Genomic DNA, 15,708 nt, shown 5'->3' with positions numbered 1-15,708 from the left:
CGTCGGCCCAGCAAACATTGATGTTGACTGACCCACTGCTTTCGCGGGCAAGTCGAATCGTCGCACCGCCGCTCCCACAGGGGGTCTGCGCTTAACTGAACGGCATTAGGGCAAGCCCGCTCGCCACAGGAAGCCCAGTGTCCACACGTAAGCCCGCCGACCACAGACAAGCCAGCGCCCACAACAAACTCGCTTGCCACAGAAAGCTCGCGCCTAAAATCTATGTTTGGCCAGGGGGAACAGGCTGTTGAGGGTGTCGATTAACCGCACCAGATAGATGGGCTTGCGAAACAGGTCCAGCACCTGCAGGCGCAGCATGTCGCTGACGTCATCCATCTCGGCATGACCCGACATCACGATCACCGGCAAGTGTTGGCGATCGGTGTGTTCGCGCAGGCGCTTGATCAGCGAGATACCACTTTCCTCGGGCATACGCAGGTCGGTGATGACCAATGCGATGTCGGGGTTCAGGGTCAGTTCCTGCAACGCGTAGGTGACGGAGGTGGCGGTAAAACAAACGAAGCCCTCGTTCTCCAGCGACTCCGCCAGTTCTACGAGGGCATCTTCTTCGTCGTCCACCAACAGGATTTGTTGGCGAAAAGGTGCAGCTGCAGCATTCATGGGTACTACCTGGCGTTGCTAATCAATAACAAAAGTACTCACAGAATGCCGTCTACAAGGTCACGTTGGCGTAATGGCTGTCGTGATTTTTGTAAACAACGCGCTGATCTGAGGCGACAGCGTAGTGCCTGCTGCCAGTATCACCAGCGCTACAATGGCCACCAGAATGAGGTACTCAATCGCCGTTGCACCGTCTTTACGACGAAAGAGCAACTGAAGTTGAACGCAACATCTCATCAACATATCAAGGATCATAATACGGCTCCTCTGGCGCCTCAGCGCCTGATCAACAAGGTACTGCACAGTCGTCGAATGCCCTGCGAATTTACGGTGGCGTGACGGCGGTGGTGATTTTTGTGAAGAAGGCGGTGATCTGTGGTTTTAAGGTAGTGCCAGCTGCCAGTATCACCAACGCTACAATTGCCACGAGAATGAGATATTCAATGGCTGTCGCGCCTTCTTTGCGCTGGAAAAGCAATTGAAGTTGGACGTGAAGTCTAATCAGGAAATCAAGAATCATCGTACTGCTCCCTGGGCGGCCAGGCGCCCTAGCTCGGTGCTGCACAGTAATTGCGATGTGCCACTTGAGCATTGTCAACAAACCCCACACTCACAACTGTAAGAACGGATTAATCACAAAGTAGTGGGTGCATTTCCAGTGCCTCAGATCCGTGATTTCAGAGGGTACTTGGGGCTTCACGAAGAAATTTTTCTGTCAGTAATGGCATTTCGTCCTAGCTGAACTACCTTCAAATAGCGAAATAGTTAGTCCACTGTTCATAGCAGCCGGGTTGCGTAATTGGCCTGTTCGGAAGACGGGTTGTAGTGCAACAGGAAAAGGAGAGCCGTCATGAACACGCGTCTGAGCATGATTCTGGCTGGTGTGCTGTTGATCGGTGCGCTGTTTGCCGGTTATTGGGGGCTTGTCCTCAGCCGTGAACCTGCTCCGGCGCCGCCACCGCCGCCACAGGCTGCTCCTGTCGAAAAAGCCGTCGCCGTGGTGGAAGACCAAACCCGCCAACCCGTGGTGGTGCTGGCTCACGATGTGCCGCCGTTTGTTGCGCTGAATGCTGCTGACCTTAGCGTCGAAAAATTACGCACCGTGCCGGCCGGCAGCATGACCAGTGTCGACCAGGCCATCGGCCGTACACCGTGGCGCGCCCTGCAAGCCGGCACCTGGCTAAACGAAGAAAGCTTCACCCCCGGTGGCCCCCTGGCGCGCATGATTCGCCCGGACGAGCGCGCCCTGGCCGTGGCCGTGGATGAAGTGATCGGCGCGGCCGGGCAGTTGAGCCCCGGCGATTATGTGGACGTGCTTTTGTACCTGCGCCAGGACACCGCCAACCTCGAACAATCCGCCCAAGTGGTCGTCCCCGCCATGCGCCTGCTCAGTGTCGGCGATCAAATGGGCCTGACCAACGACGGCACCCCCGCCTCCCCTCCCGCGATGACCGCTGAAGAAAAAGCCCAACGCCGCGCGCCCTCGCGCACCGTGGTACTGGCGGTGCCCGAACAACTGCTGAGCCGGCTGATGCTCGCCTCCCAGGCCGGTACTTTGCGCCTGGCGGTGCGCAGCAGCGACGAACGCCTGTTGAGCCACTATTGGGCCGGCGAACGCGATACGCAGGGCAAGCTGCAAAGCGCCAACCGCGACCTCTACCAGTTCACCCATCTGGCCTTCGCCCAAGCCCCGAAAAAGCTCGCCCAGAGCGCGCCGCGCCGCGCCGGTGTCGAGGTGATACGCGGCAACCAAGCCACCCAACAAACGCCCGACTGAACAAGGATGCTGTGCATGAGCCGACGTTTCGCACCGGTGTTCACGCTGAAAATTGCCTGTGCCCTGCTGCTGTCGAACCTGCCCGTGGGCCTGGCCGTGGCCGCCACCGGCAACTGCGCCAGCTTGGGCCAATTGCCCGCAGCGCTCTCGGTAGGCGAAGGCCTGCAACAGGAGCTGCAATCGCCGGTAGCGATCACGCGACTGGCAATCGGCGACCCAAAAATCGCCGACGTCCACCTCAATGGCGACCGCGGCTTCCTGCTGACCGGCATCGCTTCCGGTACGACAAGCCTGATGGTCTGGACTGCCTGCTCCACCACGCCGCGCCAGAGCATGGTGTTCGTCAAGGGCAAGGCCACGTCAGCCCTGACCAGCCTGTCCTTGGCGCCAGCGGATGACCCTTCACTGCCCAGCCAGGTGCAGACCGACATCCGCTTTGTCGAGGTCAGCCGCACCAAGTTGAAAGAAGCCAGCACCAAAATCCTCGGCATGGGTAAGAACTTTTTCCTTGGCAGCCCCAACCTGTTGTTCCCCACACCCAGCACCTTCAAGCTGCCGGTGAGCGCTGAGCAGTTCAATATCGGCTTCGGCGGCGGACGTGTTTCCGCGATGATCAACGCCCTGGAAAGCAGCGGTTTTGCCTACACCCTGGCGCGTCCAAGCCTGGTCGCCATGAGCGGGCAAAGCGCGACCTTCCTGGCCGGTGGCGAGATACCGATCCCGGTGCCCAGCAGCGGCAGTGACACTATTTCCATCGAGTACAAAGAGTTCGGCATTCGCCTGACCCTGACCCCCACCGTGATCGACCGCAATCGCATCTCCCTCAAGGTGGCACCGGAAGTCAGTGAGCTGGACTACACCAACGCCGTGGTGATTCAAAACATCCAGGTGCCGGCCCTGACCATCCGCCGCACTGACACCAGCGTGTCCCTGGCCGATGGCGAAAGCTTTGTGATCAGCGGCCTGATCAGCAGCAACAACACCACCAGCATCAGCAAGTTTCCAGGCCTGGGGGACATCCCGATCCTGGGCGCGTTCTTTCGCGATTCCTCGGTCAACCGCCAAGACAAAGAACTGTTGATGATCGTCACGCCGCACCTGGTGCAGCCGCTGGCCGCCAACGCCCAGCTGCCGTCGTTGCCCGGCGAGAACCTGCGCAACTATGACCCGAATTGGTACCGCCTGTACTTCCTGGAAAACGGCAATTTCGACCGCAACAACGGGTTATCCCAATGAGCGATAGCCTGAGCCAGACCTACCTGGCAATCACCCGTAATACCACTGACCTTGAGTGGCTACAGGGCGCGCTGGCACCGCTTGGCCAAGTCGTCAGCGCCGGCAGCGGCACGCTGGATGAGTTGCTGGCGTTGGTCGATGTGACCTTCGCCACCCTAGTGTTTGTCGGCCTCGACCGCGAGCATGTGGTGGCCCAAAGCGCGTTGATCGAAGGCGCGCTGGAAGCCAAGCCGATGCTGGCCATCGTCGCCCTCGGTGACGGCATGGACAACCAGCTGGTACTCAATGCAATGCGCGCCGGGGCGCGGGATTTTGTCGCCTACGGCTCGCGCTCCAGCGAAGTGGCCGGGCTGGTGCGCCGCCTGAGCAAACGCCTGCCGCCGGTGACCACCAACACCCAGCTCGGCGGCCTCACCGTGCTGTTCGGCACTCAAAGCAATGCCGACGGCGCACTGCTCGCCAGCCACCTGGCGCTGGTCGTACAAAAAAGCGGCCAGCAAACCCTGCTGCTGGACCTGGGCCTGCCACGGGGTGACAGCCTGGCACTGCTGGGGCTTGAAAGCTCATTCAATTTCGGTGATGCCCTGCGTCACCTGCGCCGGCTCGACGCGACCCTGATCAACAGTGCCTTTACCTCTGCCGAGGATGGCCTGCGCATCCTCGCCTACGCTTCCAGCGATGAGCCCTTGGAGCAGACCAGCGCCGCCGAGCTGTACATGCTGCTCAGCGCCTTGCGCCAGCACTTCCAGCACATCGTGGTGAACCTCGCCGGCCAGCCGGACAGCGAAGCGCTGCGCACCTTTGTCAGCCATTGCGACAAGCTGCTGTGGTGCACCGATCAAAGCGTGCTGGACTGCCGCCGCAACCTCGCGGTGCTGAACCAGTGGCGCGAAAAAGGCATGAAGCTGGAGCACGCCAAGCTGTTGGTCGATCGCTACATCAAAGGCTGCGCGCCCGACGCCGAGGCCTTGGGCAAGAGCTTTGGGCTGGAGGTGATTGCCGTGTTGCCGTTGAGCCCGGAGGTGCGCCTGAATGCAAAAAACCAAGGGCAGACCTTGTTCAGCCTGGCCCCGCGGGAAGCTCTCACGCAAGGCATGAAAACCCTGGGCGAACGCCTGGCAAAACGCTCGGAAGGCATGAAAAAACCTTCTCACACCTGGTTTGAACGCCTGCTGGGAAGCGGCAAATGAACGGCGAAAAACTCTTTGGCGCACCCGCGCGCAGTGTCGGTGGTAACACCGACCACGATGGGCTGAAGCTGGTGCTGCATCGCTACATCATCGATGCCATCGAAGAGTCGGGAAAGAACTTGCTGGAAGGTTCGCGCCCGCTGCTGGCGCAATTTGTCATCGACAAAGTCGCCGAATACATCAACCGCATGCACCTGGCGATTTCCCGTTACGAGATGGAGCGCCTGGCCGAAGAAATCGTCGACGAGCTGACCGGTTTCGGCCCGCTGGAAGTGCTGCTGCGCGACCCGTCGGTGACGGAGATTCTGGTCAACGGCCCGCACCGGGTGTTTATCGAACGTGATGGTCTTCTGCACCAAAGTGACCTGCGTTTTATCGATGCTCACCACGTGGAGCGCGTGATGCAACGCATTCTGGCGCCGCTGGGCCGGCGCCTGGACGAGTCGTCGCCGATGGTCGATGCGCGCCTGCCGGATGGCAGCCGGGTCAACGCGATCATTCCGCCAATTGCTTTGGATGGGCCATGCCTGTCGATCCGAAAGTTTCGCAAGGACATGCTCAAAAGCAGCGACCTGGTGGCGATGCAGACCATCGACCAGAACATCTTCGATTTCTTCCAGGAAGCGGTGGGCAAGCGTTGCAACATCCTCATCAGCGGCGGCACCGGCACCGGTAAAACCACGCTGCTGAATATCCTCAGCCAATTGATCAACCCGCATGAGCGTCTGGTGACCATCGAAGACGTGGCCGAACTGCAACTGGGCCACCCTCACGTCGTGCGCCTGGAAACCCGCCCGCCGAATGCCGAGGGCCATGGTGAGGTCAAGGCCAGCGACCTGATCCGCAACGCCCTGCGGATGCGCCCGGACCGCATCATTCTCGGCGAGATCCGAGGCGTGGAAGTACTCGATGTGCTCACCGCAATGAACACCGGCCACGACGGCTCCATGAGTACCGTGCACGCCAACAACGCCGCCGATGCGCTGCTGCGCCTGGAAACCCTGGTGGGCTTGACCGGCCGCGTGGTGGCGGAAAAAACCTTGCGGCAAATGATCTGCGCGGCGCTGGACGTGGTGATTCAACTGACGCGCCTGCCGGACGGCCGTCGCTGCGTGAGCGAAGTGGTCGAGGTGGTAGGCATCCGTGAAGACGTGTACGTGACCAACACCCTGTTCCGACACGACCGACGTACCGGCTTCGGCTTTCTGCGCGAGGCGGTCAACCCGGCCGGTGAAAAACTGCGCCGCGAACCGTTACTGCCTTGAAGGAGACGCAAGCATGACCGGGGCTATTCTGCTGCTCATCTGCCTGATCCTGATCGGCCTGTCGATTCGCTCCTTCCAGAACGGTTTGCGCCGCGCCCAGACCGAGCGTGTGCTAGGCCGCCTTGCCGAAGGCCAGCCGCAGCTCGTCGAGGCGAACAGCCAGTGGAGCGGCATGGAACGCATGTTCCTGCGCGCAGGCCTGGGCAAACCCAGTGACCACCTCGGCCTATGGCTTGCAGCCTGGGCCCTCGGCGCGGTGCTGGGGTTGCTGGTTGCCAGTTGGATTGGCCTGCTGGTGATGCTGGTATTGCCGCCCTTGGTGCTGCGCCTATACATCGCCTGGCGCTATCAACGGCGCATCAAGCGCATGATCGAACAACTGCCGCAATTGCTCGACCACACCGTGCGCAGCCTCAAGGCCGGGCGCACGCTGGCTGACGCGGTGCTGGGCGGCATCGAGATCACCGAAGACCCGCTGCAACAAGCCATGGGCCGTATCCGCCGTAACGTGCAGTTGGGCGTGAGCCTGCCGGAGTCGGCCCACGACTTTGCCGAGTTCTATGAGCGTGACGAGTTTCGCCTGTTCGCCCTGGGCTTGAAGGTCAACCACCGCTACGGCGGCAACGCCAGCGAACTGCTGGAAAACCTGATCAAGATGATCCGCGAGCGCGAGCAAGCCGCCCGCCAACTGCGTGCCTTGACCGGCGAAACCCGGGTGACCGCCTATGTGCTCACCGCCCTGCCGATCTCGATGATCGGCTACTTCCTGGCCGTGAACCCCGCGTACCTGATGACCATGTGGAGCGACGGCACCGGGCGCATCCTGTTGTTCGTAGCGCTGGTGATGCAGCTGTTGGGCTGCTTCACCTTGTGGCGCATGTTGCGGAGCGTATGAGATGGCGATTGCACTGCTGATCAGCGCTGTACTGTTCATCGCCGCCCTGGGGTTGGTGCTGGCCAACCTGATGAAGCACCGGCGCGGCCAGCGCCTGGTTGCCCAACGCTTGCAGGGCCAGATGGCGCGCGAACACACATTCGGCACGCTGATGCGGCAACTGGGCAGCAGCCCACTCGCGCAACGCTCGGTGAGCCTGGACAACGAAACCCAAATCCTGCTCAACCGGGTCGGCTGGCGCAAAGCCAACCAGCGCTCGATGTTCGCCGCCTTCCAGGTCGGCACGCCGTTGTTGCTGTTGGTCATTACCTTAGTGGCCCAAGAGTTCCTGTTTCCTAACGTAGGCTCGCCGTGGCTGGCGCCTTTGCTGGCCCTGGGCATCGGCTATCTGTTGCCCAAGCGCATCCTCGCCAGGGCCGCCAAGGCTCGCCAGCAACGCATCTCCCACGAGGTATCGACCTTCATTCCGCTGCTGCGCATTCTGTTCGAGTCCGGCATGGCGGTCGAACAAGCGCTGCGCGTGCTGAGCATTGAAGCGCAGCGCCTGCTGCCGGCGCTGACTCATGAACTGCGCCTGATCCTGACCCGCGTCGACTCCGGCCTGGAGCTGAGCGAGGAAATGGGCAAGACCGCCAGGCTGTTGGCCGTGGATGAGTTCACCGACACCTGCACCATCCTCCAGCAGTTGGTACAGCAAGGCGGCGGCGCGATGAAATCGCTGCTGTCGCTCAAGCAATTGCTCGACGACCGACGCCTCACGCGGATCCAGGAATTCGTGTCGAAGATGTCGGCAAAAATGTCGGTGGTGATGATGGTGTTTTTGTTTCCAGCCTTGCTGATCGTGCTCGGGGGGCCTGCCTTTATCGGCATCACCCGGGCCTTGAGTAACTTATGAGGAGCGCCCGATGAAAGCCTTGATAGCCGGTTTTAGCCTGTTGCTGCTGGGCGGTTGCGCCACCAACGGCCAAACCCCGTGGGGCGCGTTGACGGGCACCGGCAGTTGCGCCAAACCCAGCTCCGACCAGGAGCTGGCGTTGAACCTGGCCGATGAAATGGCCGGCGACGGCAAGCTGCACGCCAGCCTCGCCAACCTGCAAAGCTTGCCGGCCAATTTGCCCCAGGTGCGCCTGCGGCAGGCCAAGGCTTATCGCCTGCTCGGGCGCAGTGAAGCCGAGCCGTTGTTCCGCAGCCTGCTCGGCACCTGCATGGCCGCCGAAGGTGAGCACGGCCTGGGGCAAATCGCCTCGGCCAAGGGCGATAACGCGCAAGCCGTGGCCCACTTGCAACGCGCGGCGCGGCTGGCACCCACCGATGAGAAAATCCGCAATGACCTGGGCGTGGTGTACCTCAACCAACTGCGCCTGGAAGACGCGCGTTTCGAGTTCATGACCGCCATGGAGCTCAAGCAGAGCGACCCGCTGGCGGCAGTCAACCTGGTGACGCTGTTGATCTATCAGGACAACTGGAAACAAGCCGCGCAACTGGTCAGCCAGATGGGCCTGAGCCCTGAGCAAGTCACCGAAGCCCAGGCGCGGGCCGAGAAACTCAAAGGCTCAAGTGCAGCCGCCACCAAAGCCAAAGACCAGATCGCCACGGTCAGTGATGCCGCAAGCAACCCGAGGAATTGATGATGAAAATGCCTTATCTCGCAAGCCTGGCCATGCTGGCGCTGCCCATGGGCGTCATGGCCATCGAACCCGGCCCCTCGTCACCGCAGCAGGCGCAGACCGAACAATGGCTGACGCTGCAGTCCACCGGCAGCGCCGCGTCTAAGACCCCACAGAAGGCCTCAGCGGCCGAACGCGACAAAGCTCATCAGCGGTTGTTGGAAAGCTACAAGTACCCGATTCCGGAGTATTTTGAGCAGAAGGTGGGGGGGAAAACTGGAGGGAGTAATTAAGAAAATACCCGCCAGGTCTCTATCAAAATGTGGGAGCGGGCTTGCCCGCGATGACGGAGTGTCAGCCAATACATCGGTGACTGATACACCGCTATCGCGAGCAAGCCCGCTCCCACATGTTTGACTGCATCCAAACAGACAGATCAGTGCGCCGTCACGCGCTGACGCATCACCGAGTTGTTCGGCGACAACGCCAACGCCAGTTGCGTACGGTTGTGCATGTGCGTCAGGCGCAGCACTTGGGACACGTACAGCTTCACGGTGTTTTCTGTGATGCCCAATTCGCAGGCGATCTGATAGTTGGTCTGCCCCTTCCCCACCAGCCGTGCGACATCCAATTGGCGCGGGGAAAGCTGGTTGAAGATCGCCGGAATTTCAACCGGCCCGGCCTCCTCGGCCGACACTTCTTCGCCGTCCAGGCCTGGCCGACTGCTGCGCACTTTGTCGAGGTCCTGGTACAGGTCGTTGATGGACTCGGAAAGAAATTGCAGCTTCTGGTTCAGGTCGCCCAGTTGCAGATCCTTTTTGCGTTCTTGCAACGCAGCTTCCTGGCGCAGCAAGCCTTCGAGCAACTCGTCGAGGTTGATGGGTTTCTGGTAGTAGTCGGCGATCCCGGCGCGCAGGGCCTTGATCACGTCCTGCTTGTCGGCGCGGCCGGTCAACATGATCGCCTCAAAGACCCGCTGCTTACCGGCGACCTTTTGCAGGGCCTGCACCAACTCAATGCCATCCATGTCCGGCATGTGCAGGTCGCACAGCACCAGGCCGATCTCGGGTTCTTCGCTGAAGCGCTTCAGGGCCTGTTGGCTGGATTCACAGGGGACACAGCGGAAACCGCTGCTTTCAAGAAATTCACAGAGCTCTTCTACGATCAGCGGTTGATCATCGACAACGAGCACTTTTACCGCAGAGATAAGCTTGTTCACGCGCTACTCCATGCATTGCAAGCCAAAAGATTGACCATCCCTTTACGACACATGTTTCCTGTACATCCGTTTATTAAACGTAGACGTACTTTATGACTATGTACATAGCGTTAATACACTCATACGACTAGTGGATCCAACGCCAAGCAAGGGCGAAACCTACCAGCAAAAACGGAGCAAATGGCATCTTTTTTGACTCTCCCGGCGCCAGATACACCATATGCTCTCTAAGGCCTTGATTCATATGCGGCCAAAGCTTTGGCGCGATGATGAGCCAGAGCACATTGGCGATCGCAGCCCCTACAAACGACCCCAGTAAGTACTCGGCATCCGAGGCCAACGCCAACGCCGCGAGCAGCTTCACATCGCCTGCACCCAGGCGGCCAAGGGCGTAACCGGGCAAAGTCAGCAGCAGCGCCAGTAAAAACGCTAGCAACCCCTGCCCGGCCGGCGCACCGAGCCACGTGGTGCCGGTCCAGAACAGGTAGATCAACGCCAACAGGGCCGCGCCCAGTGTCAGGCGATTGGCGAGCAGCCGCTGCCGAACGTCCTGCACCGCACACAGCCCTAACCACACCAACACCACTGCGCCATGGATCACTAAAAAACATCCCTTTTTGCTGATTGATTCTATGCTGATATTAAGTAGTAGCCGTCAGGGTAGACGCGGTGATGAAAACAAGCCTCCCGAATAAGCAAAAAGGCGCGGCAGCCCTCGAGTTCATTGCCGTGTTCGTGATTTTTTTCGCGGTGTTCTACGGCATGGTCAGTTATAGCCTGCCGTTGCTGCTGTTGCAGTCGTTCAACCAGGCGACGGCTGAAGCCGTGCGCCTGAGTGTAGCGCTGGACCCCAACATGGCCGGCTATACAGCCGCCGTGCAAAGCACCGCCAAAGCCGCCGTCACCAACCGCTTGGTGTGGATTCCCCCGGCGTACAACTTCAACGCCAGCCAAGTCAGCACCACCTTCGTCGGTGGCCTGCTGTCAGTACAGATCAACTACCCCACGGCCAATCTCCAGGCGGTGATGCCGCTTATTGTGCTGCCCGGCATCGGCACCGTGCCGCAGCTGCCGGCGACACTGCAGGCCACCTCGAGCCTGCAGTTTTGACCTCGGGGGACAAACTCTTCGGGCGCCTGCTCGGCAGAAGCAGCGCGCTGGCCATCGACAGGCCGGCAGCGCCTTGCGCCGGGCTGCACGTGCACTTGGACGCGCAAGGCCGCGTGCTCGACATCAGCGGCAGGCTACGCCCACAACTGGCGCAATACGCTGATTCGGCGCCCCTGCAAGACCTGCTGTGCGCGCACAGCGCGGTGACGGTTGAAGGCGTGCCGGCCGATTGGCAGCGCCACAGCCTGGACCTGGATTTCCAAGGCACCGCCGGGCAAATCCTGCACACCCGCGGCACCCTTGAGGCGGAGGATAACGGCTGGCTGCTGCATGCCGTGGACATCGGCGACTTGCTCAGCGGCCGGCACCTGGCCGAGCAGCGTGAACAGAATCAGCAATTGGTCAGCCTGGTGAGTGAACACCTGCGCGTGTGCAGCCTCAGCCGACTGCCCGAGGTGTTCAACGAACAGCTGTGCAGCGTGGCGCAGCGCTGGCGCATCCCGTGTGTGGCCCTTGCGTTGCTTGATCAAGAGGACCAGGCCTGGGTGATCTACAGCCAGTACGCCAACCACGACGCGCCGCTGTTCTGGCACACCGGGCAGCGCCTCGGCACCTGCCTGGACAGCCTCAACGGCACCACCGCGCTGAGCCTGCAAGCGCCTTATGGACGCGGAGAGCATCCGCGTTTGCACAGTGTGTTCGGCAATGCCGACGGTTTTCTGGTGCCGTATCGCGACGGCCAAGGCGTGGCGGCGTGGCTATTGTGCGGCGCCTATAACGGCCAACCACACACCCGCGAGCGCGACTGGCTGAACCTCGCCGCCGCCCTCGCAGCGCCCCTGCTCAGCCGCCTGCGCGAACAACGCCACCATCAACAACTGGAGCGCCTGGAAGCCCTGCAAGGCTTGCTGGGCACCGGCTGGTTTGAGTTGTTGCCCGCCAGCGGCGAGATCCAACTGGCGCCGCAACTGATGCGCAACCTCGGCCCGGAGGAAGGCCCCACCCGCCTAGCCCTCGACACGTGGCTGGCGCTCATCCACCCCGCCGACCGCCAGGAACTGCACAGCCGCCTACGCGACCTGCAAGCCCTCGGCAAACCGCTGCTCGCCAGCGTACGCCTCAACCGTGGCGACAGCGCCCAGCCGCCGACCTGGTACCGCGTACAAGGCCAAGTGCTAGAAAGCGGTGAACAACGGCGCTGGGTCGGCTTCATGCTCGACATCAGCGACATCAAAAACCAGCAACTACAGGCCGACGCCGCCCACGCGCGCCTGGATAACCTGATTGCCAGCTCACCGGCGGTCATCTACGTGCAACGCTACGTAAACGGCGCCTTGCTGCCGGTGTTTTTCAGTGACAGCCTGCTGCCGCTGCTGGGCCGTACCCTGGCCGAATGCAGCCACGACAGCCTGGTGCAGTGGGTACATCCCGACGACCGCGACCTGTACTTCCAGCGCACGCGCCAACTGCTGCGCGAAGGCAGCGTGCGCAGCCGTTACCGTGTGCAAGACAAACAGGGCGATTACCACTGGCTGCTCGACGAAGCCAAACTGCTGCGCGATGACCTCGGTGTGCCGGTGGAAGCAATTGGCCTATGGCTGGACGTGACCGACGCGACGCTGGCCGCACAACAGGTCAAAGACAGCGAAGAGCGCTACCGCATCCTGGTGGAAGACTCCCCGGCGATGATCTGCCGCTACCGCCCGGACCTGACCCTGACGTTCGGCAACACACCGTTGGCCAACTACCTCGAATGCCGGCCCGCACAGTTGCGCGGGCTGAACCTGGGCGACTGGCTGTCAGCCGAACAGCGCGAAGCGTTTGTGCAGCGCATCCGGCAACTGACGCCGGAGTTTCCGGTCAGCACCGCCGAGATCAGCCTGCAACTGCCTGGGCGCGAACATGCCTGGTGGGTGTGGTCGGACCGTGGCGTATTCGATGAGCACGGTGCGTTGGTCGAGGTGCAGGCCGTGGGCCGCGACAACACCGAAGTGCGCCGCTCCCAGCAGCAACTGACGCAAAGCGCAAAAATGGCCACCCTCGGCGAAATGGCCACAGGCCTGGCCCACGAGATCAACCAGCCGCTGAACGTGATGCGCATGGCCATCGTCAATGTGCTCAAGCGCCTGGGCAACGGTGATGCGCAGATCGATTACCTGACCGAGAAACTCCAGCGCATCGACGCCCAGGTCCAACGCGCGGCCCGTGTGGTGGACCATATGCGCGTGTTCGGCCGCCGCTCGGAGGTCGAGCAGCAACCTTTCGACCCGGCGCAGGCGGTCGAGGGCACCTTGTCGTTGCTCAGCGAAGGCTTGCGCGGTAAAGGCGTGGACGTGCGCCTGACCCAGGCGGACATTCCCGTGCAGGTCAAAGGCTATGTCGACCAGCTTGAGCAAGTGTTGATCAACCTGATGGTCAACGCCCGCGACGCACTGCTGGGCCAACGTGAAAAAAACCCAGAGCTGCGCCCGTGGATCGCCGTACACACCGAACACGACAGCCGTCACGTGCGCATCTGGGTCGAGGACAACGGCGGCGGCATCGACCCACGCTTGCTGGAGCGCATCTTCGAACCGTTTTTCACCACTAAGCCGATTGGCGTGGGCACCGGGCTGGGCCTGTCGGTGAGCTACGGCATTGTGGAAAACATGGGCGGGCGCCTCAGTGTCAGCAACGGCGAACACGGCGCACGGTTTTGTGTGGAACTGCCCAGGGCCATCGACGCTTAGATCACCAAGTAGGCTTCGCCGGTCTGGCCGCAGGTCAGGTTGGCGCCGACATTCACATTCGCCAGGCTGACGCCGAGCATGTTCAGCAAGTTGTTGAGGATCGGGTTGAGCAGCGGGCCCAGTAGGTTATCCACCACTGGTGTGACGATGGCGCTGACGCTGCCGAGCAGCGACACCACGGTCGGCGCCAGAAGGCCCAATGAATTACCCCCCGACGGCTGGTAAGCGGTGATGCTCACTCCGTTAACCGCAGTGGTAAGTCCGCTCACCAGGTTGGTAGCCGGCGCAGCTGCCTGATAGGTCGGTGTGAGCCCCACGTTAGGTGGCGTCGCAAACGGCGTGGTGCTGGAGAACACCAGATCCTGGATGCTGTTGCTACCCGCGATTTTGCTTTGCACCTGGATCGCAATACCGCCAGCTCCAAACGGCACACGGGGGTCACACGAGCCGATGCCGAGGATTTTGTGGCAGGTCTTGATGCCAAGATCTACCAGCGCCATAGGCGCCACGGACATCGGCTGCGTCGAGGAAAAAGCATTGGTGATGTTGCCCACGTTCAGCGAAGCCAGCGAGGTAGTAGTGTGGGCCGTCACGCGCTTAGTGCCCGCAGTGCCCGTCGGGCAGCTGTAGGCAGTGATATAACTGCTGGCGCCCCCGGCATCCAACACAACATTGAGCGGCAGGTTGCCCGGCAACACCAGCAGATCCAACTGCTGGCAACCGGCGCCGAGCAAACACAAGGTCGAGTTGATCGTGGTCACCAGGTTTAGGCTCAGCAGGCCGCTGACTACTGGCGTCAACGGCCCCAACAGGTCATTTACTGCCGTCGTCAGCCCCGACAAGCTGCTCAACACCGGCAGGCTGACCGTCACCTGGGTGCGCACCTGGGCGGTACGCACGTAAATCGCATTCGGCCCGGTAGGGTTGGCAACAGCCAGCGCCGGATTGCCGATGGCTGACAGCTGCGGCGGCTGGATCACCTTCACTTGGGTGGTGATATTGGCCAGGCCCAGCAGGCTCACGGGCAAGGTCGCTGCCGCCGCACTCTGGCTGTTGGAGAGTTGCACCACACCCTGAATCAGCTGGAACACCTGCAAGTTGGCATTCAACGCCGCAGCGGTGGTGCCGGTTTGCAGTTGCAGGATCTGCCCAAGGGTCAGCGGGGTCGGGTTGATCGCGGCGATTTTCAGGTTGCCCAAGGCGGTTAATACGTCGGCTGTTGCGCCGTTGGCGGTGAGCACGGTGATCGCGGCCTGGATCAATTGCGAGGCGGTGACGTTGGTGCTGAGCAGTTGGGTGTAGTTACCGGCGGTCACGCCCAGGTTGATCGCCAGTTGGTCGAGGTAACTGAGCAGGCTGATGTTGGTATTGAGCAGGCCATTCCAGCCGGCGAGCGTCAGGTTGAGGTTGCCGCCGAGCAAGCCGCTGAACAGCGGGTTCAACAGGCTGGCACTCGCGGTGTCGACGCTGGCCAGGGTGCTGTTGATGGTCAGCTGGGCCAAGGTTGGCGTGGGTTTGGCCGCCACTGCCGTGGCCGTCAATACGGTGTTGAGGCTGACCGAGTTGCCGGAAAACAACGACCAGACGCCACCGGCCACGCTGGTGGTAACGGTTTTGCTGGCCACCACTTGGATGGCTGTCGAGACCGCAGGGTTTGCGCTAAAGGTGCGCCGGCCCGAGGCGGGAGTGGTGACGGTGCCACAGGTGGTGACCAGGGTGTTGCCGTTACCTACCACGAAATGGTTGCGCGCCACACTTTGCCCCGCGTAAGCCGCCGCGCTCAAGCCGGTCAGGCAGGTGCCGTTGCGGCTGACGGCTTCCAGTGCCGCGGTGTCGGCCACGCCTTGCAGCTTGCGCTTTTCCAGGTACAAGCGGCCGCTGTCGATCACCAATAAGGTAAAGGCTAAGACCACCGCCAATACGCCGACGGCCATCAAGCCGATAGCGCCACGCTGCTTGCACTGAAATCGGGGAGACATCGAGCACTCCTGTGCCGGCGAGTTGCCGAGCGCTTACTCTCCTGGGGTGTAGATGAGTGTAGACAAGGGCTGAAGGTGAT

Annotated in this window: 16 protein-coding genes; 10 read left to right on the top strand and 6 right to left on the bottom strand. The window is 61.5% G+C overall.

Features of this window, described 5'->3' with window-relative positions:
• Positions 1-213: 213 nt before the first annotated feature.
• The 3 genes from KZH41_RS04610 to KZH41_RS04600 all read right to left on the bottom strand — a co-directional run bounded on the left by KZH41_RS04610 (position 214) and on the right by KZH41_RS04600 (position 1,141).
• Positions 214-621 (bottom strand): response regulator, encoded by a 408-nt coding sequence (locus tag KZH41_RS04610; RefSeq protein ID WP_083355439.1) that lies wholly within the window; start codon positions 619-621, stop codon positions 214-216.
• Positions 622-681: 60 nt separating this feature from the next.
• A complete protein-coding gene (locus KZH41_RS04605; RefSeq protein ID WP_094951749.1) occupies positions 682-876 on the bottom strand; it encodes a Flp family type IVb pilin in 195 nt (64 codons plus the stop codon).
• Positions 877-946: 70 nt separating this feature from the next.
• Positions 947-1,141 (bottom strand): Flp family type IVb pilin, encoded by a 195-nt coding sequence (locus KZH41_RS04600; RefSeq protein ID WP_094951748.1) that lies wholly within the window; start codon positions 1,139-1,141, stop codon positions 947-949.
• Between the two features lie 330 nt (positions 1,142-1,471).
• Between KZH41_RS04600 and cpaB the strand changes: the two genes are divergently transcribed.
• The 8 genes from cpaB to KZH41_RS04560 are packed head-to-tail and all read left to right on the top strand — an operon-like array spanning position 1,472 to position 8,884.
• A complete protein-coding gene (gene cpaB / locus KZH41_RS04595; RefSeq protein ID WP_263274445.1) occupies positions 1,472-2,398 on the top strand; it encodes a Flp pilus assembly protein CpaB in 927 nt (308 codons plus the stop codon).
• Positions 2,399-2,413: 15 nt separating this feature from the next.
• Positions 2,414-3,634: a type II and III secretion system protein family protein gene (locus KZH41_RS04590; RefSeq protein ID WP_094951746.1), complete on the top strand. Its 1,221-nt coding sequence runs from the start codon at positions 2,414-2,416 to the stop codon at positions 3,632-3,634.
• Positions 3,631-4,824, top strand: coding sequence for an AAA family ATPase (locus KZH41_RS04585; RefSeq protein WP_094951745.1), 1,194 nt, complete (start codon positions 3,631-3,633; stop codon positions 4,822-4,824). The genes KZH41_RS04590 and KZH41_RS04585 overlap by 4 nt, the downstream gene beginning before the upstream one ends.
• On the top strand, positions 4,821-6,089 hold the full coding sequence (locus KZH41_RS04580) for a CpaF family protein (RefSeq protein ID WP_094951744.1): 1,269 nt from the start codon (positions 4,821-4,823) through the stop codon (positions 6,087-6,089). The genes KZH41_RS04585 and KZH41_RS04580 overlap by 4 nt, the downstream gene beginning before the upstream one ends.
• Before the next feature lie 13 nt (positions 6,090-6,102).
• Positions 6,103-6,984, top strand: coding sequence for a type II secretion system F family protein (locus tag KZH41_RS04575; protein ID WP_263274444.1), 882 nt, complete (start codon positions 6,103-6,105; stop codon positions 6,982-6,984).
• Between the two features lies 1 nt (position 6,985).
• A complete protein-coding gene (locus tag KZH41_RS04570) occupies positions 6,986-7,879 on the top strand; it encodes a type II secretion system F family protein (protein ID WP_094951742.1) in 894 nt (297 codons plus the stop codon).
• Between the two features lie 10 nt (positions 7,880-7,889).
• A complete protein-coding gene (locus KZH41_RS04565) occupies positions 7,890-8,612 on the top strand; it encodes a tetratricopeptide repeat protein (protein WP_242154204.1) in 723 nt (240 codons plus the stop codon).
• A 2-nt stretch (positions 8,613-8,614) separates the two neighbouring features.
• Positions 8,615-8,884, top strand: a complete 270-nt coding sequence (locus KZH41_RS04560; RefSeq protein WP_242154202.1) for a DUF3613 domain-containing protein — start codon at positions 8,615-8,617, stop codon at positions 8,882-8,884.
• A 143-nt stretch (positions 8,885-9,027) separates the two neighbouring features.
• Here KZH41_RS04560 and KZH41_RS04555 read toward each other — a convergent pair whose 3' ends face one another.
• Both KZH41_RS04555 and KZH41_RS04550 read right to left on the bottom strand, forming a co-directional pair.
• The gene (locus KZH41_RS04555; RefSeq protein WP_094949818.1) at positions 9,028-9,810 is read right to left on the bottom strand and encodes a response regulator transcription factor; all 783 of its coding nucleotides are present in this window, start codon (positions 9,808-9,810) and stop codon (positions 9,028-9,030) included.
• 127 nt (positions 9,811-9,937) lie between these two features.
• Entirely contained in the window at positions 9,938-10,408 is a 471-nt protein-coding gene (locus KZH41_RS04550) for a prepilin peptidase (RefSeq protein ID WP_176462907.1), read from the bottom strand.
• Between the two features lie 74 nt (positions 10,409-10,482).
• Between KZH41_RS04550 and KZH41_RS04545 the strand changes: the two genes are divergently transcribed.
• Positions 10,483-10,920, top strand: coding sequence for a TadE/TadG family type IV pilus assembly protein (locus KZH41_RS04545; protein WP_094949816.1), 438 nt, complete (start codon positions 10,483-10,485; stop codon positions 10,918-10,920).
• Positions 10,917-13,649 (top strand): ATP-binding protein, encoded by a 2,733-nt coding sequence (locus KZH41_RS04540; protein WP_263274443.1) that lies wholly within the window; start codon positions 10,917-10,919, stop codon positions 13,647-13,649. The genes KZH41_RS04545 and KZH41_RS04540 overlap by 4 nt, the downstream gene beginning before the upstream one ends.
• Here KZH41_RS04540 and KZH41_RS04535 read toward each other — a convergent pair.
• Positions 13,646-15,628 carry a pilus assembly protein TadG-related protein gene (locus KZH41_RS04535; protein WP_263274442.1) on the bottom strand — a complete coding sequence of 661 codons (1,983 nt, stop codon included), beginning with the start codon at positions 15,626-15,628 and terminating at the stop codon, positions 13,646-13,648. The genes KZH41_RS04540 and KZH41_RS04535 overlap by 4 nt on opposite strands.
• Positions 15,629-15,708 lie beyond the last annotated feature (80 nt).

Source organism: Pseudomonas sp. YeP6b (assembly GCF_025642995.1).
Taxonomy (GTDB): Bacteria; Pseudomonadota; Gammaproteobacteria; order Pseudomonadales; family Pseudomonadaceae; genus Aquipseudomonas.
Note: the sequence above shows the minus strand (reverse complement) of the source record. Positions and strands in the feature narration are given on the sequence as shown.

Coding starts and splice junctions, on each gene's coding strand:
- KZH41_RS04610 (WP_083355439.1), bottom strand. CDS start 621: ATGAATGCTGCAGCTGCACCTTTTCGCCAACAAATCCTGTTGGTGGAC.
- KZH41_RS04605 (WP_094951749.1), bottom strand. CDS start 876: ATGATCCTTGATATGTTGATGAGATGTTGCGTTCAACTTCAGTTGCTC.
- KZH41_RS04600 (WP_094951748.1), bottom strand. CDS start 1,141: ATGATTCTTGATTTCCTGATTAGACTTCACGTCCAACTTCAATTGCTT.
- cpaB (WP_263274445.1), top strand. CDS start 1,472: ATGAACACGCGTCTGAGCATGATTCTGGCTGGTGTGCTGTTGATCGGT.
- KZH41_RS04590 (WP_094951746.1), top strand. CDS start 2,414: ATGAGCCGACGTTTCGCACCGGTGTTCACGCTGAAAATTGCCTGTGCC.
- KZH41_RS04585 (WP_094951745.1), top strand. CDS start 3,631: ATGAGCGATAGCCTGAGCCAGACCTACCTGGCAATCACCCGTAATACC.
- KZH41_RS04580 (WP_094951744.1), top strand. CDS start 4,821: ATGAACGGCGAAAAACTCTTTGGCGCACCCGCGCGCAGTGTCGGTGGT.
- KZH41_RS04575 (WP_263274444.1), top strand. CDS start 6,103: ATGACCGGGGCTATTCTGCTGCTCATCTGCCTGATCCTGATCGGCCTG.
- KZH41_RS04570 (WP_094951742.1), top strand. CDS start 6,986: ATGGCGATTGCACTGCTGATCAGCGCTGTACTGTTCATCGCCGCCCTG.
- KZH41_RS04565 (WP_242154204.1), top strand. CDS start 7,890: ATGAAAGCCTTGATAGCCGGTTTTAGCCTGTTGCTGCTGGGCGGTTGC.
- KZH41_RS04560 (WP_242154202.1), top strand. CDS start 8,615: ATGAAAATGCCTTATCTCGCAAGCCTGGCCATGCTGGCGCTGCCCATG.
- KZH41_RS04545 (WP_094949816.1), top strand. CDS start 10,483: ATGAAAACAAGCCTCCCGAATAAGCAAAAAGGCGCGGCAGCCCTCGAG.
- KZH41_RS04535 (WP_263274442.1), bottom strand. CDS start 15,628: ATGTCTCCCCGATTTCAGTGCAAGCAGCGTGGCGCTATCGGCTTGATG.